A 25,522-nucleotide genomic window follows, 5' to 3' on the forward strand; every position below is an offset into this window, starting at 1 on the left:
CCTTGCGATTATGTTTATCAACTGAATGCGGAGTATCCGAACATGCCAAAGATGAAGACCAAAAGTGGTGCTGCTAAGCGGTTTCTGAAAACTGCTAACGGTATCAAGCACAAGCACGCTTTCAAGAGCCACATCCTGACCAAAATGTCGACCAAGCGTAAGCGTCAACTGCGCGGTAGCAGCTTGCTGCATCCGTCTGACGTGGCAAAAGTCGAGCGCATGCTGCGCCTTCGTTAATTTTTGGATCAAGAATAGAGGAAGTAACTCATGGCTCGTGTAAAGCGTGGCGTCATTGCCCGTAAGCGTCACAAAAAAATTCTGAAACTTGCTAAAGGCTACTACGGCGCGCGTTCCCGCGTATTCCGTGTTGCCAAGCAAGCGGTAATCAAGGCAGGCCAATACGCCTACCGTGACCGTCGTCAGAAAAAACGTCAGTTCCGCGCTCTGTGGATCGCTCGTATCAATGCTGGTGCTCGTGTTAACGGTCTGTCCTACAGCCGTTTCATCGCTGGCCTGAAAAAAGCGTCCATCGAGATCGACCGTAAGGTTCTGGCTGATCTGGCAGTGAACGAAAAAGCGGCGTTTGCTGCGATTGTCGAGAAAGCTAAAGCCACCTTGGCTTAAGTACCCCCGGCAGTCACCGGGGTCCACATCTGTGGGCCCAGGTGTCAAACGTCATAAATAGGGGAAGAGCCTTAAAGCTCTTCCCCTATTTCGTATCTGGAGTCTGTACATGGAAAACCTGGACGCGCTGGTCGCTCAAGCACTAGAGGCTGTGCAAAGCGCTGAAGATATCAATGCCCTGGAGCAAATCCGGGTTCACTACCTTGGCAAGAAGGGCGAGTTGACTCAGGTGATGAAGACCCTGGGGAACCTGCCAGCCGAAGAGCGTCCGCAGGTCGGTGCGCTGATCAACGTTGCCAAGGAGCGTGTCACAGAGGTCCTCAATGCGCGCAAGGCGTTGTTCGAGGAGGCGGATCTGGCTGCCAAGCTCGCCGCCGAGTCCATCGACGTGACCCTGCCTGGCCGTGGCCAGACTTCCGGTGGCCTGCATCCGGTGACCCGGACCCTGGAACGCATCGAGCAGTTCTTCACCCACATCGGCTACGGCATTGCCGAAGGCCCTGAGGTCGAAGACGACTACCACAACTTCGAAGCGCTCAACATCCCAGGCCATCACCCGGCCCGGTCGATGCATGACACCTTCTATTTCAACGCGAACATGCTGTTGCGCACCCATACCTCGCCGGTACAGGTCCGCACCATGGAATCGCAACAGCCGCCGATCCGCATCGTCTGCCCAGGCCGTGTGTACCGCAGCGACTCCGATATCACCCACTCGCCGATGTTCCACCAGGTCGAAGGCCTGCTGGTTGATCGCGACATCAATTTCGCCGACCTGAAAGGCACGATCGAAGAGTTCCTGCGGGTGTTCTTCGAAAAAGAACTGGCCGTGCGTTTCCGCCCTTCGTACTTCCCGTTCACCGAGCCGTCGGCTGAAGTCGACATGGAATGCGTGATGTGCAGCGGCAAAGGCTGCCGCGTCTGCAAGCAGACTGGCTGGCTGGAAGTCATGGGCTGCGGCATGGTTCACCCGAACGTGCTGCGCATGTCCGGGATCGATCCGGAAGAGTTCTCCGGCTTTGCTTTCGGCATGGGCGTCGAGCGCCTGGCCATGCTGCGTTACGGTGTGAATGACTTGCGCCTGTTCTTCGACAACGACTTGCGATTCCTTGCGCAATTTCGCTAGGTCGCTAGTCCGTAACGAATCTATTAGGAGAGCAGGATGAAATTCAGTGAACAATGGCTGCGCGGCTGGGTAAGCCCGCAGGTAAGTCGGGACGAGCTGGTTGCTCGCCTGTCGATGGCCGGCCTTGAGGTCGACAGCGTCACGCCGGCCGCCGGTGATTTCAGCGGTGTGGTCGTGGGCGAGGTGCTGGGCACCGAGCAGCACCCAGACGCTGACAAACTGCGGGTTTGCCAGGTCAGCAATGGCGCGCAAACCTTCCAGGTCGTCTGCGGCGCGCCCAACGTGCGCCCGGGTCTGAAGATTCCGTTCGCCATGATCGGTGCCGAACTGCCGGGCGACTTCAAGATCAAGAAAGCCAAGCTGCGCGGCGTCGAGTCCAACGGCATGTTGTGCTCCCAGGCCGAACTGCAGATTGGCGAAGGCAACGATGGCCTGATGGAACTCCCGGCGGATGCGCCGGTGGGCCAGGACATCCGTGAATACCTGGGCCTGGACGATGCGAGCATCGAGGTCGACCTGACGCCGAACCGTGGCGATTGCCTGTCCCTGGCCGGCTTGGCCCGTGAAGTCGGCGCGCTGTATGCCGCTCCCGTGACGCGTCCTGTGGTTGCGAGCGTGCCGGCCGTGCACGACGAAGTGCGTTCGATTGAAGTCCTCGCGCCGGCCGCGTGCCCGCGTTACCTGGGCCGTGTGATCCGTAACGTCGACCTGTCCAAGCCGACGCCGCTGTGGATGGTCGAGCGCCTGCGTCGCGCCGACGTGCGCAGCATCGACGCCGCTGTCGACATTACCAACTATGTGATGCTGGAGCTGGGTCAGCCGCTGCATGCGTTCGATCTCGCCGAAATCAACGGTGGCATCCGCGTGCGCATGGCCGAAGAGGGTGAGAAGCTGGTGCTGCTCGACGGCCAGGAAGTGACCCTGCGCAGCGACACCCTGGTGATTGCCGACCACGCCCGCGCCCTGGCGATTGCCGGCGTGATGGGCGGCGAGCACAGTGGCGTCTCCGCCACGACCCGCGATGTATTCCTGGAAAGCGCGTTCTTTGACCAGATCGCCGTCGCTGGCAAGGCCCGCTCCTATGGCCTGCACACCGACGCCTCGCACCGTTACGAGCGTGGTGTGGACTGGCAACTGGCCCGTGAAGCCATGGAGCGCGCCACTGGCCTGCTGCTGGACATCACCGGTGGCGAAGCCGGCCCGATCATCGAGACCGTCAGCGAACAGCACCTGCCCAAGATTGCCCCGGTGACCCTGCGTGCCCAGCGCATCACCCAAATGCTGGGTATGGAAATGGACCCGGTCGAAGTCGAACGCCTGCTCAGCGCCCTGGGCCTGAACATCAGCGCCGATGGGGCAGGGCAGTGGCACGTCGAAGTGCCAAGCCATCGCTTCGATATCAGCCTGGAAGTCGACCTGATCGAAGAACTGGCCCGCTTGTACGGCTACAACCGCCTGCCGGTTCGCTACCCGCAAGCACGCCTGGCCCCACAGGCCAAGGCTGAAGCCCGCAGCGACCTGCCGGAACTGCGCCGCCTGTTGGTGGCCCGTGGGTATCAGGAAGCGATCACCTACAGCTTCATCGATCCACGCCAGTTCGAGCTGTTCAATCCGGGTGTCGAGCCGCTGTTGTTGGCCAACCCGATTTCCAACGACATGGCTGCCATGCGCTCGTCCCTGTGGCCAGGCCTGGTCAAGTCGCTCCAGCACAACCTGAACCGCCAGCAGGATCGCGTGCGTCTGTTCGAAAGCGGCCTGCGTTTTGTCGGTCAGCTGGATGGCTTGAAGCAAGAGCCGATGCTGGCCGGTGTCGTCTGTGGCAGCCGCTTGCCGGAAGGCTGGGCGCAAGGTCGCGATGTCGTCGACTTCTTCGACGTCAAGGCTGACGTCGAAGCGGTGCTGGGCTTCGCCGGCGCGCTCGACGCATTCACTTTCGTTCCGGGCAAGCACCCGGCGCTGCACCCGGGGCAGACCGCGCGCATCGAGCGAGACGGGCGTGAAGTCGGCTATGTCGGTGCCATTCACCCTGAACTGTCGAAAACCCTGGGCCTTGATCGTCCAGTCTTCGTTTTCGAGCTGGTTCTGGCCGAAGTGGCACTGGGGAAAATGCCGAAATTCCAGGAGTTATCGCGCTTTCCTGAAGTGCGTCGTGACCTTGCGTTGCTGGCCGACCGTGAGGTTGCTTCCAGTGCTGTATTGGACGTAATTCGTGAAAATGCAGGCGAATGGCTGACGGACCTCAGGCTATTTGACGTGTATCAGGGTAAAGGCATTGATCCGCATAGAAAAAGCCTTGCAGTTGGCTTGACCTGGCAGCATCCATCGCGCACTCTTAATGACGATGAGGTGAATACCGCAACGCAGAATATCCTCACCTCGCTCGAAACCAGGTTGAACGCCACGTTAAGGAAGTGACGTATGGGGGCTCTGACGAAAGCTGAGATGGCGGAACGTCTGTATGAGGAGCTGGGCCTGAATAAACGGGAGGCCAAAGAATTGGTCGAACTGTTTTTCGAAGAAATCAGGCACGCTCTGGAAGACAACGAACAGGTCAAATTGTCCGGTTTCGGCAATTTTGACCTGCGGGACAAACGTCAGCGGCCTGGCCGCAATCCGAAAACGGGAGAAGAAATCCCGATCACGGCTCGCCGTGTGGTCACCTTTCGTCCAGGGCAGAAGTTGAAGGCCCGAGTTGAGGCTTATGCTGGAACCAAGTCATAACGACGAACTACCCGTCATCCCGGGCAAACGCTACTTCACCATTGGTGAAGTCAGCGAGCTGTGTGCGGTAAAACCACACGTGCTGCGCTATTGGGAGCAGGAGTTTCCTCAACTCAACCCGGTCAAGCGCCGCGGAAACCGTCGGTATTATCAGCGCCAAGACGTGCTGATGATCCGGCAGATCCGCGCGCTGCTGTACGATCAGGGGTTCACCATCGGCGGAGCGCGCTTGCGCCTCTCCGGTGATGAGGCCAAAGACGATACAACCCAGTACAAACAGATGATCCGCCAGATGATCGCCGAGCTCGAAGATGTACTGGTGGTGCTCAAGAAATAAATTTCTGCTTTTAAATACTTCCAGTTTTCAAAAGCTTGCGATATATTCCTGAGCGTTCCGTTGAGAAGCGGAACAAGATTCACGCCTAGTCGGGGCGTAGCGCAGTCCGGTAGCGCACTAGCATGGGGTGCTAGGGGTCGAGTGTTCGAATCACTCCGTCCCGACCATATTTACTGAGTAAAATCAGGCAGTTAAGCCGATCACATGGATCGGCTTTTTTGTGTCTGCGCAAAACCCGCGCAAAACTATCCGGTAAATTCGCTGAGCACACTGGGTGACGATGCGCATCACCCGGTGTGTCGGCTTTTACAGAATATTCAGCGGATAACTAATAATTACCCGATGCTCATCACTGTCCCGTTGCGTAGACACTTCGGTGCGCAATGAGGCGTGGCGCAGGGCAATGCTCAGGTCTTTCAGCGGTCCTTGCTGAAAGACATAGCTCACGGTCAGGTTGCGTTCCCATTCGCTTTTATCGCCTGTCGGAGTTCGGATGTTCGAGCCGCTTTCGTACATGCCCAAGAAACTCAAACCAGGAACCCCGACCTTGGCGAAATCATAGCCGTAGCGAACCTGCCAGGTGGTTTCCCCGGCGCGCTGGAACTTACCGATCATCGACTCCGTCATGAAGTAGGCGGTAGAGCCGTCACCCTGATTCAACCAGACCGCATCGCTGTCGCCGCTGACTTGCTGCAGGCCGGCAGCGATGGTGTGGCCGTTCACCAGGTAAGTGAATTGCGCGCTGCTCAGGCGACTGTCGACTTTACCTTTGGTCACGCCGTTGCCGTAGTAGCCGAATGTAAAGAAGTCGGGATCATGGCCATTGGCGCCATCGGAGCGGTTGTCGAAGTGACGCAGGTCGGTGCGCAGGGTACCGGGGCCGACCTGCCAGTCGTATTTGAGACCCAGAAAGTTCTGTTTGTAGAAGTCCTGCAGGTTGCCATAGTAGTACTGCAAGGTCAGGTCTTTGGTCGGCTTGTAGTCCACGCCACCGTAATAGAACTTGTTGACGAACTCGCCCGTCTGAGCGTTGTTTGCACCGGGGATGGACATGCCCATCTGGTTACTTGAACCGCGACCTTTCACATGCTCCAACTGACCGACGGTGAAGGTGAAATTCTCCAGGTCTTTGGACTGAATCTGCCCGCCGTTGAAAGTTTGTTGCAGCATGCGGTCAGTGGACATCACCACCGGCAACATCGGAACCAGGGTGCCGTATTTGAGTTCGGTGTTGGAGAACTTCGCTTTGGCTGTCAGGCCCAGGCTGCCGAACTCATCGACCGCACGGCCATCGCTGTCGGTCGGGAAGATGTTGCCGTTGAAGGCGCTGCTTTCAGGGTTGTAGTGCCGGCCTTTACCGGAGTCCAGGCGGACCCCGAACATGCCAATGGCATCCACGCCGAAGCCGACCGAGCCCTGGGTGTAGCCGGACTGAAAGTTGGCGATAAAACCCTGGCCCCATTCCTGGGTGTAGTTGGGGTCGGCGGAGCCGCTGCGGTTGTCAGCATTACTGAAAAAGTTGCGGGCCAGCACGCTCAGCTTACTGTCTTCTACCAGGCCTGCGGCGTAACCCTGTTGAGCGATGATCAGGCCGCAAATGCCGGCCACTACTTTAGGTGCGCGATTGAAAAGCTCCATCGGAGTCATCCCCATGAGTTGTCGAATGTTGTGAGAGGCAGTCAAAGGCGGCAGTAAAGGTTTTTATTGTTTTTCAGGAGCGACGGTGGCCGGCAAGACGTTCAATCTCACGGGCGGCAAGCGGTACAGAATGAACAGCGCCAGCACGCCGATGCCGGCGCACAGCAGCAAGCCGACGCCTACTGACTGGGCCAGGGCATCACGGGCCAGGTTTAGCCATTGCGGATGTTCGAGCAGGGCGGCATTGGGGCGTAAAAGGACCTGCGGGTCGGCGTACAGCGCCAAACCGTCAGCGTGCCCTTGGGCGATAAAAAGACGTTGCAGGTTGGTGCTGTAAAGCAGGTTGACCAGCACGCCCATCGAGGCGGTTCCGAGCAGTCCACCCACCAGTCGCAAGGATTGCGTCAGCGCCGTGGCGATCCCAAGAAACTGCCGCTCGGCGAGGGTCTGGGTGAAGACGGTCAGGTTAAGCAGAATGAAGCCCAAGCCAAGACCTGCCAGCAGGATCAAACCGAGCAACAGGTTGAAAGACGCGCCGCGTCCGGCAACGGCAAGGCTGAGGCAGGCCAGCAACAGCGCGACGAACCCTCCCAGCGGCAACCAGTTTGGATTGCGCAGGCGAGTGACGATGCGACTGTTGACGATCGCCCCCAGCGTGATACTCAGCGCCAGCGGCGTAATCAACAGACCTGCATCCTGCGGCGAGTAGCCATAGCTGCCCTGCAGTAACAACGGTAGATAGAACAGCAGCGAAAACATGATCGCGCCGGCCGTCACCGACAGCAGAAATAGCAGGCGTATGCTTGGCAGTCGCAGCAATGCCGAGGGCAGCAGTGCGTGCTGGCAGCGCCGCTCCCAAAACCACAATGCGCCGGTTGCAGCCAAGCAGGACAAGCCCAGCGCCGCACTCAACATCAGGCTGGAATGCCCCAGCCATTCGACAAACAGTTGCAGGCTTCCCAGCGCCAGGGCAATCAGCAATGCACCGGGCCAGTCGAGGCTGATTTTTGTCGGTTGTTGAGGGCGGTAGTAAGGCAGGTAGCGCCAGGCGAAGAACAGCGCCAGACAACCCAGCGGCAGATTGAGGTAGAACACCGAGCGCCAGCCAAACGCCCCGGTGAGATAGCCACCCAATCCGGGGCCTATAGCGTTGACTACGCTGAACAGGGCACTCAACAACATTTGCCAACGCAGGCGTTGTCGGGTGTCGGGAAACAGTTCCGGGATGCAGGCGAACGCCGTGCCGATCAGCATGCCGCCGCCGACGCCCTGCAAGGCGCGGCCGATCACCAGCAACAGCATGTCGCTGGCCAACGCGCAGGCCAGTGACGCCAGGGTGAAGATCAGCGTGGCGGCAATCACGAAGGGCTTGCGCCCGTAGTAATCCCCTAATCGACCGAAGATCGGGATAGTGACGATTGACGCCAGCATGTAGCCCGTGGCAACCCAGGCGTAGAGTTCAAAACCCTTGAGCTCGGCGACGATGCTCGGCAAGGCGTTGCCGATCACCGTCTGGTCGAGCGCCGAAAGCATCAGCACCAACGAGATGCCGAGCATCGCCAGCAGGGCCTGTTTGAAGCTCAGGGGAGGGTGGGTCGCCACGGCCATCGTCAGTCCTCAGCTCAACGCTGCAACGGCAGCAGCAATGCGCGAGCAACCTTCGTCGAGGGTCTTGATGTCGGTGGCAATCGACATCCGGAAGAACGGCGCCAGGCCATAAGCGGTACCTGCCACCACCGCCACACCTTGGCTTTCCAGCAGATACATGACCACGTCGTAGTCGGTGTCCAGGCGCTTGCCTTGAGGGGTTGATTTGCCCAGCAGCCCGGAGCAGTTCACATAGAGATAGAACGCGCCATCGGGTTTGCGGCAACTCAGGCCATCGATGGCGTTGAGCAGGTCCAGGCAGCGATCCCGACGTTGCTGGTAAACCGCCACGCTTTCCTTGACGAAGGCCTGGTCGCCGTTGAGCGCCTCGACCGCGGCCGCCTGGCTGACTGAGCAGGCATTACTGGTCGATTGAGATTGCAGGGTCGCCATGGCGCCGATCAGGTCGGCCGGGCCTGCGGCGTAGCCGATGCGCCAGCCGGTCATGGCATAGGTCTTGGACACGCCGTTGACCACCAGGGTGCGCTCGGTCAGCGCCGGTTCGATGGCGAGGATGTGCGGGTTGTCCAGGCCTTCGTAGCGGATGTGTTCGTAGATGTCGTCGGTCATCAGCAACACTTGTGGATGATCGAGCAGCACATCGGCCAGCGCGCGCAGTTCGGCAGCGCTGTAGCTGGCGCCGGTCGGGTTGCTCGGCGAGTTAAGCAGCAACCAGCGAGTGCGTTCGGTGATCGCGCCGCGCAGTTGCTCCGGGGTCAGCTTGAAGGCGTGTTCTTCCGGGCAGGCGAGGGTAACCGGTTCGCCTTCGCAGGCCAGCACCATATCCGGGTACGAGACCCAGTACGGTGCCGGAATCAGCACTTCATCGCCGGCGCCAAGGGTGGCTGCGAAGGCATTGAAGATCGCACTCTTCGCGCCGCTGGTGACCAGGATTTGATTCGCCGCATAAGTCAGGCCGTTTTCCCGTGCCAGCTTGGCGACGATGGCCTGCCGCAGTTCCGGGGTACCGGCATTTTGCGTGTAACGGGTTTCGCCACGTTCGATGGCGGCGTTCGCTGCTTGCCGAATGTTCGCCGGGGTATCGAAGTCCGGCTCGCCGACCACCAGATTGATGATGGATTTGCCCTGCCGGCGAAGTTCGTTCGCACGGTCGGAAGCAGCGCTGCTGGGGGACGGTTTGATGCGTTGCACACGGGCGGCGATGCGGGAGGCGGTCACGTGTCGTTCCTCGTTGATGGCGTTGACGAGGTCCTACAGTACGAGTCGCTACACGGGCAGCCATAAGATGAGATCGTTCTGGTCGGATAGGCATCGCTTATGGCTGGAACTGAACAGCCCTTGCACCAAGACGGTGCGATCAAGCCTGGCTGCCCGTGGCGGGTGTCATTCACGGCCACTACGATCCAGCCATAGCAAAGGCTTATGGTTTGGGTCTTGCCGTTAACCCCGCGCGCGACGTCTCGTGGCTGGCCTGGCTCTTGCTAAAGCCTATGGGCTGTCTTCCTTTTTCGAGCAAGAGCACCGCCAACGTGAACCTGCGCCGTTTGAAGTATTTCGTGAAGCTCGTCGATATTGGCAGCATGACCCAGGCCGCCGATGTGCTGCATGTCGCGCAACCGGCACTCAGTCAGCAACTGGCTACGCTGGAAGCGGAGTTGCAACAGCAGTTGCTGATTCGGACCAAACGCGGCGTCACCCCGACCGAGGCAGGCAAGGTGCTCTATGGCCATGCCCAGATCATTCTGCGTCAATGCGAACAGGCTCAGAGTGACATCAATGCCACGGGGCAGGCGTTGTCCGGGCAGGTCTCGGTCGGCCTGGCGCCAGGCACTGCGGCATCGACGCTGTCACTGCCGCTGCTGCGCAGGGTGCGCGAACGCCATCCGGGCATTCTGCTGTACCTCAACGAAAACTTCGGCACCACCTTGAGCGAGTTGATCATGAACGGCCGGATGGACATGGCCGTGCTCTATGGCGGGCGCGAAGTCCATGGCTTGAGTTTCGTCTCGCTGCTGCGCGAGCACCTCTATCTGGTGAGTGCCGATCCTTCGATCAGCTCTCTCGAAGAGATCCCGCTGGCTGAACTGGCGGACATGGACATGCTCCTGCCGCGTCCCTACAACGTCATGCGGCGACTGGCGGATGAAGCTTTCCAGCGCATTGGCCTGAGCGCGCGGGTGGTGGCGGAAATCGAATCATCGATCACGTTGACCGCCGCCGTCGCCGAGCACTTTGGCTCGACCATCCTGCCCGAATCCTCGGCGCGGGTGATGGTCGCGGCCACGTCGGTGCACATGTGCCGAATTGTCGAGCCTGAAATCGAGGCGCCCCTGGCGCTGTGTCTGTCCGGGCACCTGCCGTTGTCGGTGCCGGCTCAAGCGGTCAAGGCAATCCTGCTGGAACTGGTCGCGGAGATGCGCGGCAGCTTGATCTGAACGGTCATAAGGACGGCTTATCACCCCAAAGCCAAAGCGTCTTGGTCGCCGATGGAAGGGCTCGCTACATTGACCCCATCCACTTAAGACATGCTCGACAGGCAGGGGCTCACGCATGGATTCAGAACGCATCAAGGGGTTGATCGATTTGCTCGCCGAATCCGATCTGCTCGAACTGAGTCTGACTGAAGGCGACAGTACGATTCGCCTTTTCAAACAGGCTGGGAAGGTCGTGACGACCGAGTCGACGGCAGAGCCTTGGCCGACACCGACCGCGGATTTGCCCACACCAGGAACCCTGGCGATGGCCGCTACCGAGATCAAGGCCAGCCTGTATGGCGTCCTGCATCTGACGCCCGCGGCAGGAGAGGCACCGTTTGTCGCGGTCGGTGATCAGGTCGAGCCAGGGCAAACCCTGGCGGTCCTCGAAGCGATGAAAATGTTCCACCCGGTCAAGGCCAAAATCGGTGGTCGGGTCTCCGCGATCCTTGCCCACAGTGGCGACGAAGTCGAAGCCGGACAGTCGCTGTTCCGTTTCGACTGATTCCAAGCCCATCCTCTTTCAGGTGAATTCAATGTTCGACAAAGTGCTGATCGCCAACCGTGGCGAAATCGCCCTGCGCATTCAGCGAGCCTGCCATGGCCTGGGGATACAAACCGTGGTCGTGCACTCTGAGGCTGATCGTCACGCCCAGTATGTGCAAAACGCTGACCAGGCCCTGTGCATCGGACCGGCGTCACCGGGCCAGAGTTATCTGAACCAGGCGGCGCTGCTGTTCGCCGCCAAGGTCAGCGGCGCTCAGGCGATTCATCCGGGTTACGGTTTTCTGTCGGAGAACGCCGGGTTCGCCAAGCGTATAGAAAACGCAGGACTGACTTTCATCGGCCCGAGCGCGGCGTGCATTCGCACCATGGGCGACAAGGTCGCGGCCAAACGGGCGATGCGTGAAGCCGGTGTTCCCTGCGTACCCGGGCCGGATTCAGTGATGCCCGCCGACGATGCGAGCATCCTCGCCATCGCTCGGGAAATCGGTTACCCGGTCATCGTCAAGGCGGCCGGTGGTGGCGGTGGTCGTGGCATGCGCGTGGTGAAAGAAGAGGGCGAACTGCTCGATGCCATCGCCCTGACCCGCGAAGAAGCGCGGCTGGCCTTCGGCAACCCGGAACTCTACATCGAGAAGTTCCTCGGCCATCCACGGCATGTGGAAATCCAGGTGTTGTGCGATGCCCATGGGCATGCGATCTGGCTGGGTTGCCGCGATTGTTCGTTGCAGCGTCGGCACCAGAAAGTTCTGGAAGAGGCGCCGGCGCCGGGCATTGATCCGGAACTGATCGCCAAGGTCGGTGAGCGTTGTGCCGCCGCGTGCCGGCAGATCGGCTATCGCGGCGTCGGCACCTTCGAATTTCTGTACGAGGACGGCGAGTTCTTCTTCATCGAAATGAACACCCGGCTGCAAGTCGAACACCCGGTGACGGAGATGACCACTGGCATCGATATCGTCCAACAGCAATTGCGCATGGCCCGTGGCGAAGTACTGGAACTGCGCCAACAAGACGTCCAGCTCAATGGCCACTCCCTGGAATGCCGGATCAACGCCGAAGACCCGATCACCTTTATGCCCACGCCGGGGTTGATCCAGCGCTGGGAAGTCCCCGGTGGCTTTGGCGTTCGGGTCGATTCCCACGTCACCACCGGGTATCGGGTGCCACCGTATTACGACTCGATGGTGGCCAAGGTCATCACCCACGGCGCCACGCGCGATGAGGCGATGGCGCGGATGCGCCTGGCCCTGAGTGAGTTGGTGGTGGAAGGCATCTCGACCAATATTCCCTTGCACCGCGACATTCTCGACGACCCGGCGTTCTGTGCCGGAGGCGTGGACATTCATCACCTGGAGCGCTGGCTGCAACAACGGAGTCCGACATGAACACAGCATCTGTATCGCCGCGTCCGCACATCAGCCTGCTGGGCTCCACGGCCTTGCTGTTCGAGGCGCCGGGCGAACTCGATCTAGCGCCGCAACAACGCATTTGGAGCTTGGCTTTGCAGGCCGGGGAGTGGGCCGAGATCCACGAAGCGGTCCCAGGCATGAACAACCTGATGCTGACGTTCATCAAGCCGCCACGCGACATCAATGGCTTGTGCGAGCGATTGCAGGAGGCGTGGGAGGCCAGTCGGCCATTGCCACTGGAAGGTCGAATCGTTGAATTGCCGGTGGTCTACGGTGGCGAGTTCGGCCCGCACATCAATGATGTGGTGGCGCACACCGGGCTGGACATCGAGACCATCGCCAATCTGCATTGCGAGCCGTTGTACCCGGTATATGCCTTGGGCAGCCATCCCGGTTACTGCTACCTCGGCGGCATGGATTCGCGCCTGGCCACGCCACGACGCCAAGTGCCGGTGATCAGCATAGCCGCCGGCTCGGTATCGATTGGCGGGGTGCAGACTGGCGTCTCCGCCTCCGCCGGCCCCAGTGGCTGGAACACCATCGGCCGCACCGAAATGGCGTTTTTTGACCCGACCCAAAACCCTCCGGCGATGCTCAGGCCGGGCGACATGTTGCGCTTGCGCATCGAGAGGATCATTCGATGATCGAGATTTTATCGGCCACCGCCCTGGCCACGGTGCAGGACTTCGGCCGCTTTGGCAGCCTCGGTTACGGGGTGGGAACCTCCGGTGCGATGGACCATTTGGCGCTGGCGTTGGGCAATCTGCTGCTGGGCAATCCCGAGGGCGCAGCGGCCATCGAAATCCCGCTGTTCCCATTCGATGTGCGGTTTGTTCAAGACTGCGCCTTTGCGGTGACCGGCGCGGCTTGCGAGGCCTCCCTCGACGGCCAGCCATTGCCGCCATCCTGGGTGACGCAGGCGCGGGAAGGCCAGGTGTTGAACCTCGGCTTTCCGACCTCCGACAGCCGCGCTTATCTATGCCTGGCCGGCGGTGTCGACGTGCCGCAGGTGCTGGGTTCGCGCAGCACTCAATTACGCGGTGAATTCGGAGGCTTACAGGGGCGAGCCTTGCAGCAGGGCGACCGGGTTGCAGCGCTGCGTCCAGGCCTGAGTGCACTGCCTACGGATTTCGGCGTCGTGTCCCCGAATCAGGCGCTGGCGTTGCAACTCGATGGATTACCGGCCATGCGCGTCCTGCCTGCGGCCGAATACGAGTGTTTTCTGGACGAATCCCGTGTGGCGTTCTGGGCGGGCGAGTGGAAGGTCACGACCCAGAGCAACCGCTACGGCTACCGGCTCGAAGGCGCGCCGATCTTGCCCAAGGTGCCGATGGAAGTCCGTTCCCACGGCATCGTCCCCGGCGTGATTCAGGTGCCCCACGGTGGCCAGCCGATCATTCAGATGCGTGACGCGCAACCGAGCGGCGGTTACCCGAAATTCGGCACGGTGATCGAGGCCGATCTGTGGCGCTTGGGTCAGGCGCCGATTGGCAGCAAGGTGCGGTTTATCGAGTGCAGCTATGCCGAAGCCGTTGCGGCCTTGGAAGATAATTCGCGCTATCTCGCGGAGGTCAGCCGCTTGGTCGATCTTCACGGGCTGGCCTCGTGTTAAGGACATTCGACCATGACAAATCAGGAAATCCGCCAGTTGGCGGTGTGGCTCAAGGAGACCCACCTGGCCGGCGCAGAAATCCGCCGTCCGGGGCTGCATTTACTGCTCAAGCGCTGTGTCGACGAGGTGGTAGCACCCATTCAAATCGCAACCCCCATGGCGCCAAAGGTTACAGATGAATTGTTGTTGAAGAGCCCCGGTCTGGGCCAGTTGTTACTAACGCATCCGCAACAGAACGAGGTGCTGGCATCGGTCGGCAGTCGAGTGGAGCAAGGGCAGCTGGTGGCGTTGCTGCAAGTCGGCGACTTGCTGCTGCCGGTGCGCAGCCAGAAGGCCGGACGGCTGGCGGCGGTGTTGACGGTGTGTGGCACGACCGTCGGTTATGGAGAGGCGTTCATGCGCCTGGATGCGGCATGACGAGCGAGGGCAAGTGATGAAGATTGATTTGAACGCTGATCTGGGCGAAGGCTTCGGCCCGTGGCGCATGGGTGAGGATGAAGCGTTGATGAGCCTGATCTCATCGGCCAACGTGGCGTGCGGTTTCCATGCCGGTGATCCGCTGATCATGGACAACACCGTGCGGCTGGCCAAGGCAGGCGGTATCGATCTGGGCGCCCATGTGGGTTTTCCCGACTTGATGGGTTTTGGCCGGCGGCAGATGAACATCGAGCTCAAGGAACTGGCGACCTACGTGGTGTATCAGCTCGGCGCGCTGGCCGGGATGGCGGCGGTCAATGGCCACCGCATGACGCACATGAGCTTTCACGGCGCGCTGGGCAATATGGTCGCCGCCGATGCGGCGTTGGCAGAGCCTTTGGTGCGCGCGGTGGCAGCGTTCGATTCGACACTGATTATCAGCTCATCGAGCAGTCGTGCCATCGAGAACGCTGCTGACAAATGTGGGTTGCGGGTCGCCACCACGTTTTTGGCCGACCGCGCCTACGACGATAACTGCCTGCTGGTGCCGCGCAAGGTGCCGGGCTCGGTGATCAAGGAACCGGCGGACGTGCTGCAGCGGGTTCGACAGTTACTGGAGGAGGGTACCGTGACCACGCTCAACGGCAAGCACATCGCGGTGCCGGCGCATTCGATCCTGTTGCACGGCGATACGCCTGGCGCCGTCGAACTGGCCCGCACCATCCGTCGAGAAATCGAGCTGGCGGGTGGTTGCGTCACACCCATTTCGCAGCTGTTGGCGTAACGGTTGCACGGTCATAAGCAGGGCTTATTGCCACACAGTCATTCCGTCTTGGTCCACGGCTTCAGGGCTGGATAGAGTCGAAGTCATCGCGATCACCGAGTGATCCGCACACGTAATACGAGGACAACTTCATGCCATTTTCAGATTACAAAACCGCGCTGGTGACCGGTGCTTCTTCCGGGATCGGCGCCGCCGTCGTCGAACGCCTGTGTCAGGAAGGCGTGCAGGTACACGCATTGGCCCGCAGCGCCGACAAGCTGCAAGAACTGGCGGCCAAGACCGGCTGTATCGCGCACGCCATCGATGTCACTGACCTGGCCGGGCTGACCCGTTTGTTCGAAACCCAGCAGTTCGACATTCTGGTGAACAACGCCGGTGTCGATAAACCGGGCTCGATTCTCAAGGCGGACGCCGAAGGCATCGACTTGCTGATCGACGTCAACCTGCGGGCGGTCCTGCACCTGGCACGCCTGGCGTTGCCGGGGATGGTCGAGCGTGATTGCGGCCATATCATCAACATCAGTTCGATTGCCGGCGCATACAACTTCGGCGGCAACTCCACGTACCACGCGACGAAAGCCGCCGTGAGCATGCTCTCGCGGCAACTGCGTATCGACGCGTTCGGCAAGCGGGTGCGGGTCACCGAGATCTGCCCGGGCCGCGTGGCCACCGATATTTTTGCCCACGTCCATGGCGACTCCGAAGAGACCTACAAGCGCTTCGTCGAAGGCTTCGAGCTGCCCCAGGCCAAGGACATCGCCGATGCCATCGCGTTTGCCATCGCCGCCCCGGTTGCGGTGAACGTCGGGCACATGGAAATCACCCCGACCCTGCAAGTGCCCGGCGGTCTGTCCACGGCTCGCCCACAGGATTACCAGGGCTGAGATTTCCTGGCAACGGACGCCCCCAGAAGAACGGATCAATCCGTCACGCGGTACTCACGTCATGGCTCGCCAGACGCTTGTCAATTCTGCCCTAGCCCAATGCCCGTAGGGATTGATCATGAAGCATGACTTCGATTTGGCCGCGGTTCTGCAAGGCGAATATGCCGAGCTGATCGTCAAGGGCATCGAAACGACTCTACAACTGGCGCTGTTCGCCTGGCTGCTGGCAATGGCCCTGGCGCTGTTGCTGGTGACCGTTCGCCTGACCGGCAACAAGCTCGCTGATCGTCTGGTGGCCGGTTACGTGTCTTATCACCGCAACGTGCCGACGCTGGTGCAATTGATGCTGTGGTACTTCGGTGTGCCGACGCTGTTGAGCGAATCCACTCAGTTGTGGCTGGCCAACTACAGCACTGAATACCTGTTCTCGGTGATTGCCTTGGGGTTGTGCCAGGCCGCGTATTTTTGTGAAGACATCCGCAGTGGCTTGCGTGCCATTCCGGCGGGGCAGACCGAAGCATCCCGAGCGCTGGGGCTGGGTTATGTGCGTTCGATGCGCTACGTGATCCTGCCGCAGGGCGTGCGTAATTGCCTGCCCTCGCTGATCAACCACACTGTGCTGTTGTTCAAGAACACCAGCCTGGCCATGGCCATCGGCGTGGTCGAACTGACCTACGCCACCCGCGAAGTCGAGAATTACACCTTCCGCACGTTCGAGTCCTACCTGGTTGCCACGGTGTTCTACCTGGTCTTTTCACTGCTGTTGATGGGGCTCGGCGCATTGTTGGCGCGGCGCTTCAACAAAGCGCTGGCGAGGTAGATGAGCATGTTCGATCTTTTCTCGATTGTGCAAAACAACTGGACGCTGTTTCTGATCGGCCAATACCCGCATGGCCCCTTGGGTGGTTTGGCCAGCACCTTGATCCTGGCGGCGCTGGCTCTGTTGTTGGCATTCCCGTTCGGTTTGCTGTTGGCGCTGGCACGGGTTTCGCCGTGGAAGGGCCTGCGTTGGACGGCCACGGTGTGGGTCTATGTGCTACGCGGTATTCCGCTGCTGATGGTGATTTTCTGGACCTACTTCCTGGTGCCGTTGTTGATCGGTCACAACATCACCGGGTTCGTCACCATGCTCTGCACGTTGGTGATCTACCAGAGCGCCTACCTGTGCGAAATCATTCGTGGCGGCATCCAGGCGTTACCGCCGGGTCAGTACGAAGCGTCCCGCGCACTGGGCCTCGGTTACCTGCGCACGACGATCTGGGTGATCCTGCCGCAAGCGCTCTACAACGCGCTGCCGAGCCTGATAAGCCAATTCATCTCGATCATCAAGGAAACCTCGCTGGGCTATGTGATCAACGTCCAGGAGGTGACCTTCGCTGCCAACCAGGTCAATAACCAGCTACTGACCAAGCCGTTCCAGGTGTTTTTTATCCTGGCGATCATCTACTACCTGCTCTGTTTTGGCCTGACGCATCTGGCCGGCTGGGTGGAGCGCCGTATCGCTCGCAAGCGTCTGGGCAACGGTGGTCCGGCCGTGGCTGCCGATCCCTTGCTGGCCATCGATAATTGAAGAGGGTTGCGTCCATGCATCCAATGATCATGTTTTCAAACATCAACAAATGGTACGGCGAGTACCACGCACTGACCGACATCACCGCCGAGGTGAAACCCGGCGAGGTGGTGGTGTTGTGTGGTCCGTCAGGGTCCGGCAAGTCGACGCTGATCCGCACGGTCAACCGCCTGGAAGACATTCAGAAGGGCCAGATCCTGTTCGACGGTCAGGACGTGCACGGCACTGACGCGCACATCAACCGGCTGCGCAGTCGGGTGGGTTTCGTGTTCCAGAGTTTCAACCTTTTTCCGCACCTGTCGGTGCTGGAAAACATCACTTTGGCGCCGAGCAAAATTCGCGGTCTGAAAGGCTCGGCCGCGAAGCAGCAGGCCATGACCTTGCTTGATCGGGTAGGGCTGGCGCACAAGGCTGGCGCCTATCCGGCGCAGTTGTCCGGCGGTCAACAGCAACGGGTGGCGATTGCCCGGGCACTGGCGATGGAGCCGCCGGTAATGCTGTTCGATGAACCCACCAGCGCACTCGACCCGGAAATGGTTGGGGAAGTGCTGAACGTCATGAAGAGTTTGGCCAAGGATGGAATGACCATGATGTGCGTGACTCACGAGATGAATTTTGCCCGTGAAGTGGCTGACACCATCTGGTTCATGGACGCGGGTCAGATTCTGGAAAAGAGCACGCCCGAGAGCTTCTTCAACCAACCCTCGCACCCCCGAGCGCAACGATTTATCGCCGATCTGCGCGCCCATTGAGCCGCAGCGGTTTTGTTACCTCTGCCATCAGACTTTTCAATCCCAGGAGTTTTTCCATGCGTATGAAGCATCTGTTTGTCACGCTGGCGTTAGGTCCTTTGGCTGTTGCGGTCGCCCAGGCCGATCAATTGAGCGACATCATGGCCAAGAAGTCCATGAGCTGCGGTGTGTATGCTGACGTGCCGCCTTTTTCCGCACCCGATCCGAAAACCCGCGAACTGGTAGGGATGGACGTCGATTTGTGCAAGGCCCTGGCCAAGACAATAGGGGTGGAACTGGAGCTCAAACCGCTGTCTGTTGAAGCACGGATTCCTGAAGTGAAGATGGGCCGCGTCGATGTGATCTTCGCCAACCTGGCCTACACCAAGACCCGCGCCGAACAGATCCAGTTCAGCGACCCGTACTACATCGCCAAGGAAACGCTGGTGGTGCGCGCGGTCAACGCCGGTCAACCGAAAAGCTTCTTCAAGGACAAGCGCATCAGCTCCACCAAAGGCTCGACGTCCGAGCAGTCGATCCGTATCGCCGGGGCCACGCCGGTAACATTCCAGGACACCGGCTCGGCCTACATGGCCTTGCAGCAAAACAAGGTCGTGGGCCTGGTGACCAACACCATGACCGCTTTGAAACTGGTCAATCAAGCCAAGGCCAGTGGCGTGGAACTGGCGCTTGCCAAGGAGCCGATGGCGCTCGAACCGATTGGCGCGGGCATGCGCCGGGATGAGCCGGCATTCCTCGCCAAGGTCAACGAGTCATTGGCGGCAATGGAAAAAGCCGGGGAGATCGACGCAATCTGGGATCGCTGGATCGGCCCGAACACCGAGTACAAAATGGTTCGCGAGGATAAAGTGCAGAGCCTCAGCAGTTTGAAGTTCGATCCTTTGCCTTAAACCCGATACGCCGTCATTGCCGAACAATGACGGGAAAAGCCCGGCGAGCATTTCAGCGTCGGGCTTTTTCACGTGTGTGTTGTTGGCTTGTTATAAGGCGGCCTCTGTATTTCAGCTCAAGCGTTGATAGGCCAGCAAGCGGTGCTCAGTCAGTCTGAATGTCCAAAGGATTACCCCAATAACGATAGAAAAAACTGACCGACACTCCGTCCTTACGCACCGAAATTCGACCGGCGAGATTGCCATCCTCCCTGAGGATTCGGCCGGCATCTTCAGCGGTCAGCGACTCGAGTTCTTTGATGGTGATTTTGGCCATAAAATAGGTTATCCCTACTTTTACCCCCACAAAAACGTCGGCTCTTGATGGACGTTCCTGGACTCTCGCAGAGCAGAACATCGCTGGAGCTCAAGTAAATACTAGCTTAGAAAAATCCAGAGTAAAATTTTGGGATCTTTCAAGAAGTATGAAAAAGGAGATGGGGTGCTAGGGGTCGAGTGTTCGAATCACTCCGTCCCGACCATATTTTTCAATGACTTAGGCCAATGTTCACAGCATTGGCCTTTTTCATGTGCGTGATTTTTGTGTGACTCCTAGATTTTTCACGCCTGCTTCCTCTTCAAAGCACGACCAATCTCTCATCACCGTTTTTCACACCCGACCGCTCGTTCCTGCCGCCGAAGTCTGACGGAATCAGGAACACGCTGGTGCCAAGTCCCGGCACCGGAATCTCCCAATCCCATCTCAACTTGCAGACTTCTTGCTCGCGGCAACCTGTGTTCACCTTGAACAAGTCCATTGTCTGCAGGTGCGCCGGCAATTCCCCGAAGAGGATCGATTGCTCTTCCCACGTCATCGGGTAGGGCTCGCGAACCTTTCCGCTGGTCGCCGTTGGGCACGGAGGAGAGTGCATTCGGGTGGTGTCGGGGAAGAAGACGCTGCTGTTGGCGGATGAAGTGCAGCAATCTGCTAGCATTCAGCCCGCTGGACGGAAGAAAGGCTGGTCGCTTGTGCCCGCTTTGAATGACTACTTAGGGAAAAGATATGTCGGTCTACTCAGTTACCATCCCCTGTTTCGCACAGATGCTGCGATCCCTATCGTCTCTTTTGTCTAAGGGCGAGACTGGCGCTCGTGAACGCGGCTATGACTCGCAAATTCTGCTTGAAGCTCGGCTTGCACCGGATATGCACAATCTAGCCCGACAAGTTCAGTATGCTTGTACTCAGGCGCAGGAGGCGGTCCAGCGGCTTACACAGCAGCCGTTGCAATCGCTCGCTCCCCCCGAAAACTTGGCTGCAGCGAAGGCACTGATCGAGCGTACTCTGGCGGTTCTTGCTTCGGTGGACCGTGCCCAGGTGGATGAAGGTGCAGAGCGACAAATCGCTATCGCGCTACCAAATGGCATAACGTTCGATATGACCGGCAGTGAATACGCGGTGAACTGGGTCACGCCACAGTTCTATTTTCATCTAGTCACGGCGTACAACATCCTTCGTCATAACGGCGTACCTCTCGGGAAAGCTGATTACGTACAGCACATGTTCGCCTACCAGCGCCAGTAATTGGCTCTTGGTAAGCACTTGTAGGCATTCGATTGCAGCGAGCGCCAATAAAAACGGCCATTCTTACGGCCGGGCACGGCTGGTATGGAAAGCTCGTATTCCCAAAAGACATTGAGATCAGTTTGGACTAGGGCTCGTCATCAGACTGTGCGGTTGCTCTCGCTCTTCAGCGGCGCGCAGGCTGGCGGTTGCGGTGTGGAAGCAGGAAAGTCCAGCTCCAGCACGTTGGTCAGAGGCTCGCGGAGGTAGATGCGCTTCGTGCGGTACTCATTTGAGCTACTGGCGCAGTTGTCTTGGGGATGCGTTCAACAGGCGGCGCATAAGTCGCCGTAGGGCCGTGGCATCCTGGTATCCCACCTGCTCGGCGATAGATTCAACGGAGTGTCTGCTGGTTTCCAGTAGCACGCGGGCCCTGTTCAGCTGCACACGCTGGATCAAATATTGGGTTGAAAGGCCGGTTGCTTTTCGAAGGTGCCGGGACAGCGTTCGCTCAGACATGCCGACGTACGCTGCAAGGCTCGGAACGCTGGGAGGGTGGGGCAGGCAGGCTTCTATGTAAGCGGTGAGGTTGGCGACCAGTGTATTGCCCCGGGCCATGATCGCTGGGTTGATGAATGGGGATTGCAACTGTCGGCCGTCGAGTAGAAGAGCCTTGCCCACATAGTCGGCGAGCGTCGGCGACAGGCGTCTGCGCAGCAGGTGCAGCATCAGGTCGGTTTGCGCGAAGGCTGCGCCAGCGGTCGTCAAGGGTGGGTCGCAAAGCACCATGACGTTGGGGTCGACAATGCAGTCAGGCGCAATGCTCGACAGCCAAGGGGCGAGCCACCAGGAGGTCGTTACCTTTCGACCGTCCAGCAATCCTGCGGCATGCAGGAGAAAGACAGCCGAGCACGAGGCGGCAATCTCCTTGCCTTCATTCACATGTGCCCTCAGCGCTGGCAGTGTCTGCAGTACCCAGTCTTGCTCAAGACGCTGCAGCAGCGCGTCGAGGTCGCTGATGCCAAGGCCCGGAATGACCCAGCAGGAGTTGTCCTCGACGTCTGTCGTCAGTTCGTCGACCAACAGTTGCATGCCTTGCCCTAGCGTAATCAGCCCTGGCTGCGGCCCGCAAACTCGCCAGCGTGGCACGGCAAGGCCTTGGCGCTGCGCAAGTGTCGCGGCGGTGCCGAGGATGTCCAGGGTGGCCGCGACGCTTGAGGCGAACGACTCGGGAAAGACTAGAACAGTGAAATCGTACATTGTCCGATTATGCCCGAAAGAAGACGAATCGGTCGCTTATGGCGTGGAGAGATAACTGGCCCAATGGCGCTTCCAGTTAACAGTGAGGTTTCGCCATGCCAAACATCTTGATCAAGGTGCCTACGGGCGCTTTCAATCAGCCACAGCGCCAACAACTGCTTCGAAGCGTGAGCGACGTGGCAATGCTTAATGAACACATGGGCGATGCTCCTCAGCAGCGTGCTTTGTGCTGGGTGCTCATTGAGGAAATTCAGGCCGATGAATGGCTGTGCGGAGGCGTTGCTCCTCATGCCAGGGCCGTTCCATGCATTGTCATCGTCAAGGTGCCTGCCGGCGTTCTTGATGCGCCGATGCGCCAGCGCTACGTGCGTGAATTGCATTGCGCAATACAATCGAGCCTGACAACGGAGGATCAGCGCCAGTTGCTGACCTCAATACAGATCCAGGATGTGGTCGATGGTACTTGGGGGGCGAACGGTGATATTTGGCATCTGGCCGACTTCACCCGTGCAGCCGGGTACGGACATCTTGCTCCCTAGGCTGTAGGCCTTCCAGAAAGCGCACTGCCTGGGGGAGGGCGTGTCATTGCAGAGTATTGACGCGTGCATAAGCATGCACATATAGTCGGTTGCATGACTGATCGAATCCTTCACCGAACCCGCGCAATTGACGCCGCCATCGAGTCGCTCGATGGCGCTTTCTTCAAGGCACTTTGCGAGCCTTCGCGTGTCGCTGTGCTCAAGCGTGTGATGCAACTGGGGCGCGCCGATATCGCCGAAATTGCCCAAGGGTTGCCCCAGGAACGTTCAGTTGTTTCCCGACATCTGCAAGTGCTGTTAGAGGCAGGTATCGTCCGCGGCACCAAGGTCAGCAGGCAGATGTTCTACGAGGTGGATGGTCCGGCGGTGGTGGCACGCCTCGAAGCCATTCTTGAGCATATGAAAAGCCTGGCCCCGTTCTGTTGCCCAGGTACGTCCTGATATTTTTTTGCCTTGTAGTGTGCATGAGTGTGCATATATGAATGTAACGAATGAAGTCCTGGATGTCATCGTGATTGGCGCGGGCCAGGCAGGATTAGCGTGCGGTTGGCACTTGCAGCAGCACAACCTCAGGTTCCTGATTCTGGATGCTGAGCGATCTCCGGGAGGGAATTGGCGCAATTACTACGACAGTTTGAAGCTTTTTTCTCCAGCGGCTTACTCGTCATTACCGGGCATGCGCTTCCCGGCGGAACCTGATCATTACCCACTTCGTGATGAGGTCGTGCGCTATCTGGAAGACTATGCAAAGGCATTCAAATTGCCAGTTTGTCAGTCCACCCGCGTACAGCATGTACGCAGAGAGCGCGGGCTGTTTCAGCTTCAAACGGACGATGGGGAAAACTTTTGCTCCAAGGCGCTGATCGTCTGCACGGGAGGATTCAATCAGCCTTTCATTCCCGATATTCAAGGGCTTCAGGGCTTTCTTGGGCGCAGTTTGCACAGCGCGGAATATCGAAATGCCGATGGCTTTGGTGGGCAGCGAGTGGTTGTGGTCGGTGCTGCAAACTCGGCTGTTCAAATTGCTTATGAACTGGCCCATGTGAGCAACGTCGTGCTGGCAAGCAGGGAGCCCATTCGGTTTTTTCCGCAAAAGATACTCGGCCTGGATTTTCACACGTGGTTGAAGTGGTCAGGGTTGGAAAAGACCCGTTGGTTGAGTGATCAAAGTACGCCGGTGCTTGATGACGGCATCTATCGTCGAGCCCTCAAGCAAAGGCTTTTCGAGCGTAAGCCGATGTTCGAGGCGATAACCCCAACCGGCGTGATCTGGTCTGATGGGCAGCACACTGAGGTTGATAGTTTGGTGTTTGCTACAGGATTTCGCCCGAACCTGAAATTTTTGAGCGGGTTGGAATGCCCAAGCGATGAATATTGGGCTCATCGTAACGGGCAGGCGAAGCACCTGCCTGGGCTGTATTTTGTCGGTCTGCCGAAACAACGGAATTTTGCTTCAGCGACACTCAGAGGTGTCGGCCAGGATGCGGCCTACATCATGCCCAGCTTGATGCGATTTGTTCGTGATGTGCCTGTTTAGCAGGCAACTTTCGAGTTTTCCGATGGGAGGGGTTTATCTATTATTTGAAAAACCATATATTCGAAAAACCGTATATGAATCGAGGCTTCACAATGACCAGCAAAGCGCGTGTCCTGTCCGCTGAGAATCGATATGGCTGACCGTCTGACACCCGTCACTGTTTTCAAATGCCTGGCTGATGACACTCGCGTGCGCACCATGCTGCTCATCACTCGTGAAGGAGAGCTTTGTGTTTGCGAGCTGACCTGCGCGTTGAACCAGAGTCAGCCAAAGGTCTCCAGGCACCTGGCGCAGTTGCGTACTTGCGGCCTGTTGTCGGACCGTCGGCAAGGCCAATGGGTGTATTACCGACTGCACCCGAATCTCCCCGATTGGGTTCATCACGTGCTGACCACGACGCTGGAAAGCAACAAGCACTGGTTAAGCCCTGATGCCAAACGCCTGGATGGAATGGGTGATCGCCCTGTGCGTGCAGCCGTTTGCTGCGAAAGCCAGACCGCCTGATTACGCCTTCGACGACGCCTTCGGAATAATTGCGCAGGACAAAGACGATGTTTGATGACCCTATTCCCCAGCTCGATACTGAGCTGGTTGATCTCCCCTCGGCGGACAAACTCGGTATCGAAGAGACCTCCATCCACAAGCCGCGCATTTTGCTGCTGTACGGATCCACCCGTGAGCGTTCCTTCAGTCGTCTGCTGGTGGAGGAGGCTGCTCGGTTGCTGGAGCACCTCGGCGCCGAGACGCGGATTTTCAATCCGTCAGGTTTGCCACTGCCCGATGACGCGCCCGACGATCATCCGCGTGTGAAAGAACTGCGCGACTTGGTGTTGTGGTCCGAGGGACAGGTCTGGTGCTCTCCGGAGCGCCACGGAAACATGAGCGCAGTGTTCAAAGCGCAGATTGATTGGGTGCCACTTGCAATGGGCGCGGTACGTCCGACCCAGGGCAAGACCCTTGCCGTCATGCAGGTGTGCGGCGGTTCGCAGTCGTTCAACGTGGTCAACCAACTGCGGGTACTGGGACGTTGGATGCGCATGTTCACCATTCCCAACCAGTCTTCCGTGCCGAAGGCCTACATGGAGTTCGACGATAACGGTCGGATGAAACCTTCGCCGTTCTACGACCGTGTCGTGGATGTGATGGAGGAGTTGGTGAAGTTCACGCTGCTGCTTCGCGACCGTCAGGACTATCTGGTTGATCGTTATTCCGAGCGCAAGGAATCGGCGCAAGAACTCATGAAACGTGTCAATCAGCGTTCTATCTGACCCCATATCGCATACATCGGCCCGTTCG

The 25,522-nt window shown here is 59.0% G+C and carries 28 protein-coding genes, 1 tRNA gene and 2 pseudogenes; 25 read left to right on the top strand and 6 right to left on the bottom strand.

Translation table 11 applies throughout. The features are described from left to right. Window positions 1-42 precede the first annotated feature (42 nt). The 7 genes from rpmI (at window position 43) to CFII68_RS10850 (ending at window position 4,975) form a co-directional block, all read left to right on the top strand. Entirely contained in the window at window positions 43-237 is a 195-nt protein-coding gene (gene rpmI / locus CFII68_RS10880) for a 50S ribosomal protein L35 (protein ID WP_002553160.1), read from the top strand. 30 nt (window positions 238-267) lie between these two features. Further along, complete coding sequence (gene rplT, locus CFII68_RS10875) at window positions 268-624, top strand: 50S ribosomal protein L20 (RefSeq protein ID WP_002553161.1); 357 nt, start codon at window positions 268-270, stop codon at window positions 622-624. A gap of 109 nt (window positions 625-733) precedes the next feature. Further along, the gene (pheS, locus tag CFII68_RS10870; RefSeq protein ID WP_003203624.1) at window positions 734-1,750 is read left to right on the top strand and encodes a phenylalanine--tRNA ligase subunit alpha; all 1,017 of its coding nucleotides are present in this window, start codon (window positions 734-736) and stop codon (window positions 1,748-1,750) included. 36 nt (window positions 1,751-1,786) lie between these two features. After that, on the top strand, window positions 1,787-4,165 hold the full coding sequence (gene pheT, locus CFII68_RS10865; RefSeq protein ID WP_018609054.1) for a phenylalanine--tRNA ligase subunit beta: 2,379 nt from the start codon (window positions 1,787-1,789) through the stop codon (window positions 4,163-4,165). A gap of 3 nt (window positions 4,166-4,168) precedes the next feature. Continuing rightward, window positions 4,169-4,471 carry an integration host factor subunit alpha gene (gene ihfA / locus CFII68_RS10860; protein WP_002553164.1) on the top strand — a complete coding sequence of 101 codons (303 nt, stop codon included), beginning with the start codon at window positions 4,169-4,171 and terminating at the stop codon, window positions 4,469-4,471. Next, a complete protein-coding gene (locus tag CFII68_RS10855) occupies window positions 4,452-4,808 on the top strand; it encodes a MerR family transcriptional regulator (RefSeq protein WP_003179985.1) in 357 nt (118 codons plus the stop codon). The genes ihfA and CFII68_RS10855 overlap by 20 nt, the downstream gene beginning before the upstream one ends. A gap of 90 nt (window positions 4,809-4,898) precedes the next feature. Then, a tRNA-Pro gene (locus CFII68_RS10850) sits at window positions 4,899-4,975 on the top strand. Window positions 4,976-5,114: 139 nt separating this feature from the next. Here CFII68_RS10850 and CFII68_RS10845 read toward each other — a convergent pair. From CFII68_RS10845 to CFII68_RS10835, 3 genes are all read right to left on the bottom strand, one after another. After that, window positions 5,115-6,446, bottom strand: coding sequence for an OprD family porin (locus tag CFII68_RS10845; RefSeq protein ID WP_018609094.1), 1,332 nt, complete (start codon window positions 6,444-6,446; stop codon window positions 5,115-5,117). A gap of 63 nt (window positions 6,447-6,509) precedes the next feature. Next, window positions 6,510-8,054, bottom strand: coding sequence for an MFS transporter (locus tag CFII68_RS10840; RefSeq protein ID WP_018609096.1), 1,545 nt, complete (start codon window positions 8,052-8,054; stop codon window positions 6,510-6,512). A 9-nt stretch (window positions 8,055-8,063) separates the two neighbouring features. Continuing rightward, entirely contained in the window at window positions 8,064-9,272 is a 1,209-nt protein-coding gene (locus CFII68_RS10835; RefSeq protein ID WP_018609097.1) for an aspartate transaminase, read from the bottom strand. Between the two features lie 311 nt (window positions 9,273-9,583). Between CFII68_RS10835 and nac the strand changes: the two genes are divergently transcribed. From nac to CFII68_RS10775, 12 genes are all read left to right on the top strand, one after another. Further along, window positions 9,584-10,489, top strand: a complete 906-nt coding sequence (gene nac / locus CFII68_RS10830; RefSeq protein ID WP_018609099.1) for a nitrogen assimilation transcriptional regulator NAC — start codon at window positions 9,584-9,586, stop codon at window positions 10,487-10,489. 115 nt (window positions 10,490-10,604) lie between these two features. Next, complete coding sequence (locus CFII68_RS10825; RefSeq protein WP_018609101.1) at window positions 10,605-11,033, top strand: acetyl-CoA carboxylase biotin carboxyl carrier protein subunit; 429 nt, start codon at window positions 10,605-10,607, stop codon at window positions 11,031-11,033. A 31-nt stretch (window positions 11,034-11,064) separates the two neighbouring features. Then, a complete protein-coding gene (accC, locus tag CFII68_RS10820) occupies window positions 11,065-12,417 on the top strand; it encodes an acetyl-CoA carboxylase biotin carboxylase subunit (RefSeq protein WP_018609104.1) in 1,353 nt (450 codons plus the stop codon). After that, on the top strand, window positions 12,414-13,085 hold the full coding sequence (gene pxpB / locus CFII68_RS10815; RefSeq protein ID WP_018609105.1) for a 5-oxoprolinase subunit PxpB: 672 nt from the start codon (window positions 12,414-12,416) through the stop codon (window positions 13,083-13,085). The genes accC and pxpB overlap by 4 nt, the downstream gene beginning before the upstream one ends. Further along, entirely contained in the window at window positions 13,082-14,053 is a 972-nt protein-coding gene (locus tag CFII68_RS10810) for a biotin-dependent carboxyltransferase family protein (RefSeq protein WP_018609108.1), read from the top strand. The genes pxpB and CFII68_RS10810 overlap by 4 nt, the downstream gene beginning before the upstream one ends. A 12-nt stretch (window positions 14,054-14,065) precedes the next feature. Next, entirely contained in the window at window positions 14,066-14,470 is a 405-nt protein-coding gene (locus tag CFII68_RS10805) for a biotin/lipoyl-containing protein (protein WP_018609109.1), read from the top strand. A 16-nt stretch (window positions 14,471-14,486) separates the two neighbouring features. Next, a complete protein-coding gene (locus CFII68_RS10800; protein WP_018609112.1) occupies window positions 14,487-15,254 on the top strand; it encodes a LamB/YcsF family protein in 768 nt (255 codons plus the stop codon). 131 nt (window positions 15,255-15,385) lie between these two features. After that, a complete protein-coding gene (locus CFII68_RS10795) occupies window positions 15,386-16,138 on the top strand; it encodes an SDR family oxidoreductase (RefSeq protein ID WP_018609113.1) in 753 nt (250 codons plus the stop codon). Window positions 16,139-16,256: 118 nt separating this feature from the next. Next, complete coding sequence (locus CFII68_RS10790; protein ID WP_018609115.1) at window positions 16,257-16,958, top strand: amino acid ABC transporter permease; 702 nt, start codon at window positions 16,257-16,259, stop codon at window positions 16,956-16,958. A gap of 6 nt (window positions 16,959-16,964) precedes the next feature. Further along, on the top strand, window positions 16,965-17,708 hold the full coding sequence (locus tag CFII68_RS10785) for an amino acid ABC transporter permease (protein WP_033062724.1): 744 nt from the start codon (window positions 16,965-16,967) through the stop codon (window positions 17,706-17,708). A gap of 23 nt (window positions 17,709-17,731) precedes the next feature. Continuing rightward, complete coding sequence (locus tag CFII68_RS10780) at window positions 17,732-18,460, top strand: amino acid ABC transporter ATP-binding protein (RefSeq protein ID WP_018609118.1); 729 nt, start codon at window positions 17,732-17,734, stop codon at window positions 18,458-18,460. A 56-nt stretch (window positions 18,461-18,516) separates the two neighbouring features. Next, complete coding sequence (locus CFII68_RS10775; protein WP_018609120.1) at window positions 18,517-19,350, top strand: ABC transporter substrate-binding protein; 834 nt, start codon at window positions 18,517-18,519, stop codon at window positions 19,348-19,350. Window positions 19,351-19,519: 169 nt separating this feature from the next. On the opposite strand, the pseudogene CFII68_RS27515 reads toward CFII68_RS10775, so the two are convergent. Further along, a pseudogene (locus CFII68_RS27515) lies at window positions 19,520-19,666 on the bottom strand (site-specific integrase); the annotation flags it as partial. Between the two features lie 304 nt (window positions 19,667-19,970). After that, window positions 19,971-20,219 (bottom strand): annotated as a pseudogene (locus CFII68_RS10770) (site-specific integrase); the annotation flags it as partial. 173 nt (window positions 20,220-20,392) lie between these two features. Between CFII68_RS10770 and CFII68_RS10765 the strand changes: the two are divergent. After that, complete coding sequence (locus tag CFII68_RS10765) at window positions 20,393-20,911, top strand: DUF1993 family protein (protein WP_018609125.1); 519 nt, start codon at window positions 20,393-20,395, stop codon at window positions 20,909-20,911. Between the two features lie 276 nt (window positions 20,912-21,187). On the opposite strand, the gene CFII68_RS10760 is transcribed toward CFII68_RS10765, so the two are convergent. Then, window positions 21,188-22,150 (bottom strand): GlxA family transcriptional regulator, encoded by a 963-nt coding sequence (locus tag CFII68_RS10760; protein ID WP_018609127.1) that lies wholly within the window; start codon window positions 22,148-22,150, stop codon window positions 21,188-21,190. Window positions 22,151-22,245: 95 nt separating this feature from the next. Here CFII68_RS10760 and CFII68_RS10755 point away from each other — a divergent pair, with 95 nt between their 5' ends. The 5 genes from CFII68_RS10755 to arsH all read left to right on the top strand — a co-directional run bounded on the left by CFII68_RS10755 (window position 22,246) and on the right by arsH (window position 25,494). Next, window positions 22,246-22,689, top strand: coding sequence for a tautomerase family protein (locus CFII68_RS10755; protein WP_018609128.1), 444 nt, complete (start codon window positions 22,246-22,248; stop codon window positions 22,687-22,689). Window positions 22,690-22,782: 93 nt separating this feature from the next. Then, entirely contained in the window at window positions 22,783-23,130 is a 348-nt protein-coding gene (locus CFII68_RS10750; protein WP_018609130.1) for a helix-turn-helix transcriptional regulator, read from the top strand. Between the two features lie 37 nt (window positions 23,131-23,167). Beyond that, on the top strand, window positions 23,168-24,226 hold the full coding sequence (locus CFII68_RS0126075) for an NAD(P)/FAD-dependent oxidoreductase (protein ID WP_033062717.1): 1,059 nt from the start codon (window positions 23,168-23,170) through the stop codon (window positions 24,224-24,226). Window positions 24,227-24,358: 132 nt separating this feature from the next. Then, window positions 24,359-24,730 carry a metalloregulator ArsR/SmtB family transcription factor gene (locus CFII68_RS26920; protein WP_018609136.1) on the top strand — a complete coding sequence of 124 codons (372 nt, stop codon included), beginning with the start codon at window positions 24,359-24,361 and terminating at the stop codon, window positions 24,728-24,730. Between the two features lie 47 nt (window positions 24,731-24,777). Next, window positions 24,778-25,494 carry an arsenical resistance protein ArsH gene (gene arsH / locus CFII68_RS10745; protein ID WP_014337583.1) on the top strand — a complete coding sequence of 239 codons (717 nt, stop codon included), beginning with the start codon at window positions 24,778-24,780 and terminating at the stop codon, window positions 25,492-25,494. The last annotated feature ends 28 nt before the right edge of the window (window positions 25,495-25,522 follow it).

This window comes from Pseudomonas sp. CFII68 (assembly GCF_000416195.1).
Lineage (GTDB): Bacteria > Pseudomonadota > Gammaproteobacteria > Pseudomonadales > Pseudomonadaceae > Aquipseudomonas > Aquipseudomonas kilonensis.

Excerpts from the sequence above, each read along its gene's own strand:
- CFII68_RS10780 (WP_018609118.1), top strand. The coding sequence starts at position 17,732 with ATGATCATGTTTTCAAACATCAACAAATGGTACGGCGAGTACCACGCA.
- rpmI (WP_002553160.1), top strand. The coding sequence starts at position 43 with ATGCCAAAGATGAAGACCAAAAGTGGTGCTGCTAAGCGGTTTCTGAAA.
- CFII68_RS10810 (WP_018609108.1), top strand. The coding sequence starts at position 13,082 with ATGATCGAGATTTTATCGGCCACCGCCCTGGCCACGGTGCAGGACTTC.
- CFII68_RS10855 (WP_003179985.1), top strand. The coding sequence starts at position 4,452 with ATGCTGGAACCAAGTCATAACGACGAACTACCCGTCATCCCGGGCAAA.
- rplT (WP_002553161.1), top strand. The coding sequence starts at position 268 with ATGGCTCGTGTAAAGCGTGGCGTCATTGCCCGTAAGCGTCACAAAAAA.
- pheS (WP_003203624.1), top strand. The coding sequence starts at position 734 with ATGGAAAACCTGGACGCGCTGGTCGCTCAAGCACTAGAGGCTGTGCAA.
- CFII68_RS10805 (WP_018609109.1), top strand. The coding sequence starts at position 14,066 with ATGACAAATCAGGAAATCCGCCAGTTGGCGGTGTGGCTCAAGGAGACC.
- CFII68_RS10840 (WP_018609096.1), bottom strand. The coding sequence starts at position 8,054 with ATGGCCGTGGCGACCCACCCTCCCCTGAGCTTCAAACAGGCCCTGCTG.
- CFII68_RS10800 (WP_018609112.1), top strand. The coding sequence starts at position 14,487 with ATGAAGATTGATTTGAACGCTGATCTGGGCGAAGGCTTCGGCCCGTGG.
- ihfA (WP_002553164.1), top strand. The coding sequence starts at position 4,169 with ATGGGGGCTCTGACGAAAGCTGAGATGGCGGAACGTCTGTATGAGGAG.
- CFII68_RS10775 (WP_018609120.1), top strand. The coding sequence starts at position 18,517 with ATGCGTATGAAGCATCTGTTTGTCACGCTGGCGTTAGGTCCTTTGGCT.
- CFII68_RS10825 (WP_018609101.1), top strand. The coding sequence starts at position 10,605 with ATGGATTCAGAACGCATCAAGGGGTTGATCGATTTGCTCGCCGAATCC.
- CFII68_RS10845 (WP_018609094.1), bottom strand. The coding sequence starts at position 6,446 with ATGGAGCTTTTCAATCGCGCACCTAAAGTAGTGGCCGGCATTTGCGGC.
- CFII68_RS0126075 (WP_033062717.1), top strand. The coding sequence starts at position 23,168 with ATGAATGTAACGAATGAAGTCCTGGATGTCATCGTGATTGGCGCGGGC.
- CFII68_RS10785 (WP_033062724.1), top strand. The coding sequence starts at position 16,965 with ATGTTCGATCTTTTCTCGATTGTGCAAAACAACTGGACGCTGTTTCTG.
- CFII68_RS10765 (WP_018609125.1), top strand. The coding sequence starts at position 20,393 with ATGTCGGTCTACTCAGTTACCATCCCCTGTTTCGCACAGATGCTGCGA.
- CFII68_RS10760 (WP_018609127.1), bottom strand. The coding sequence starts at position 22,150 with ATGTACGATTTCACTGTTCTAGTCTTTCCCGAGTCGTTCGCCTCAAGC.
- CFII68_RS10755 (WP_018609128.1), top strand. The coding sequence starts at position 22,246 with ATGCCAAACATCTTGATCAAGGTGCCTACGGGCGCTTTCAATCAGCCA.
- pxpB (WP_018609105.1), top strand. The coding sequence starts at position 12,414 with ATGAACACAGCATCTGTATCGCCGCGTCCGCACATCAGCCTGCTGGGC.
- CFII68_RS26920 (WP_018609136.1), top strand. The coding sequence starts at position 24,359 with ATGGCTGACCGTCTGACACCCGTCACTGTTTTCAAATGCCTGGCTGAT.
- CFII68_RS10795 (WP_018609113.1), top strand. The coding sequence starts at position 15,386 with ATGCCATTTTCAGATTACAAAACCGCGCTGGTGACCGGTGCTTCTTCC.
- pheT (WP_018609054.1), top strand. The coding sequence starts at position 1,787 with ATGAAATTCAGTGAACAATGGCTGCGCGGCTGGGTAAGCCCGCAGGTA.
- arsH (WP_014337583.1), top strand. The coding sequence starts at position 24,778 with ATGTTTGATGACCCTATTCCCCAGCTCGATACTGAGCTGGTTGATCTC.
- CFII68_RS10750 (WP_018609130.1), top strand. The coding sequence starts at position 22,783 with ATGACTGATCGAATCCTTCACCGAACCCGCGCAATTGACGCCGCCATC.
- accC (WP_018609104.1), top strand. The coding sequence starts at position 11,065 with ATGTTCGACAAAGTGCTGATCGCCAACCGTGGCGAAATCGCCCTGCGC.
- CFII68_RS10790 (WP_018609115.1), top strand. The coding sequence starts at position 16,257 with ATGAAGCATGACTTCGATTTGGCCGCGGTTCTGCAAGGCGAATATGCC.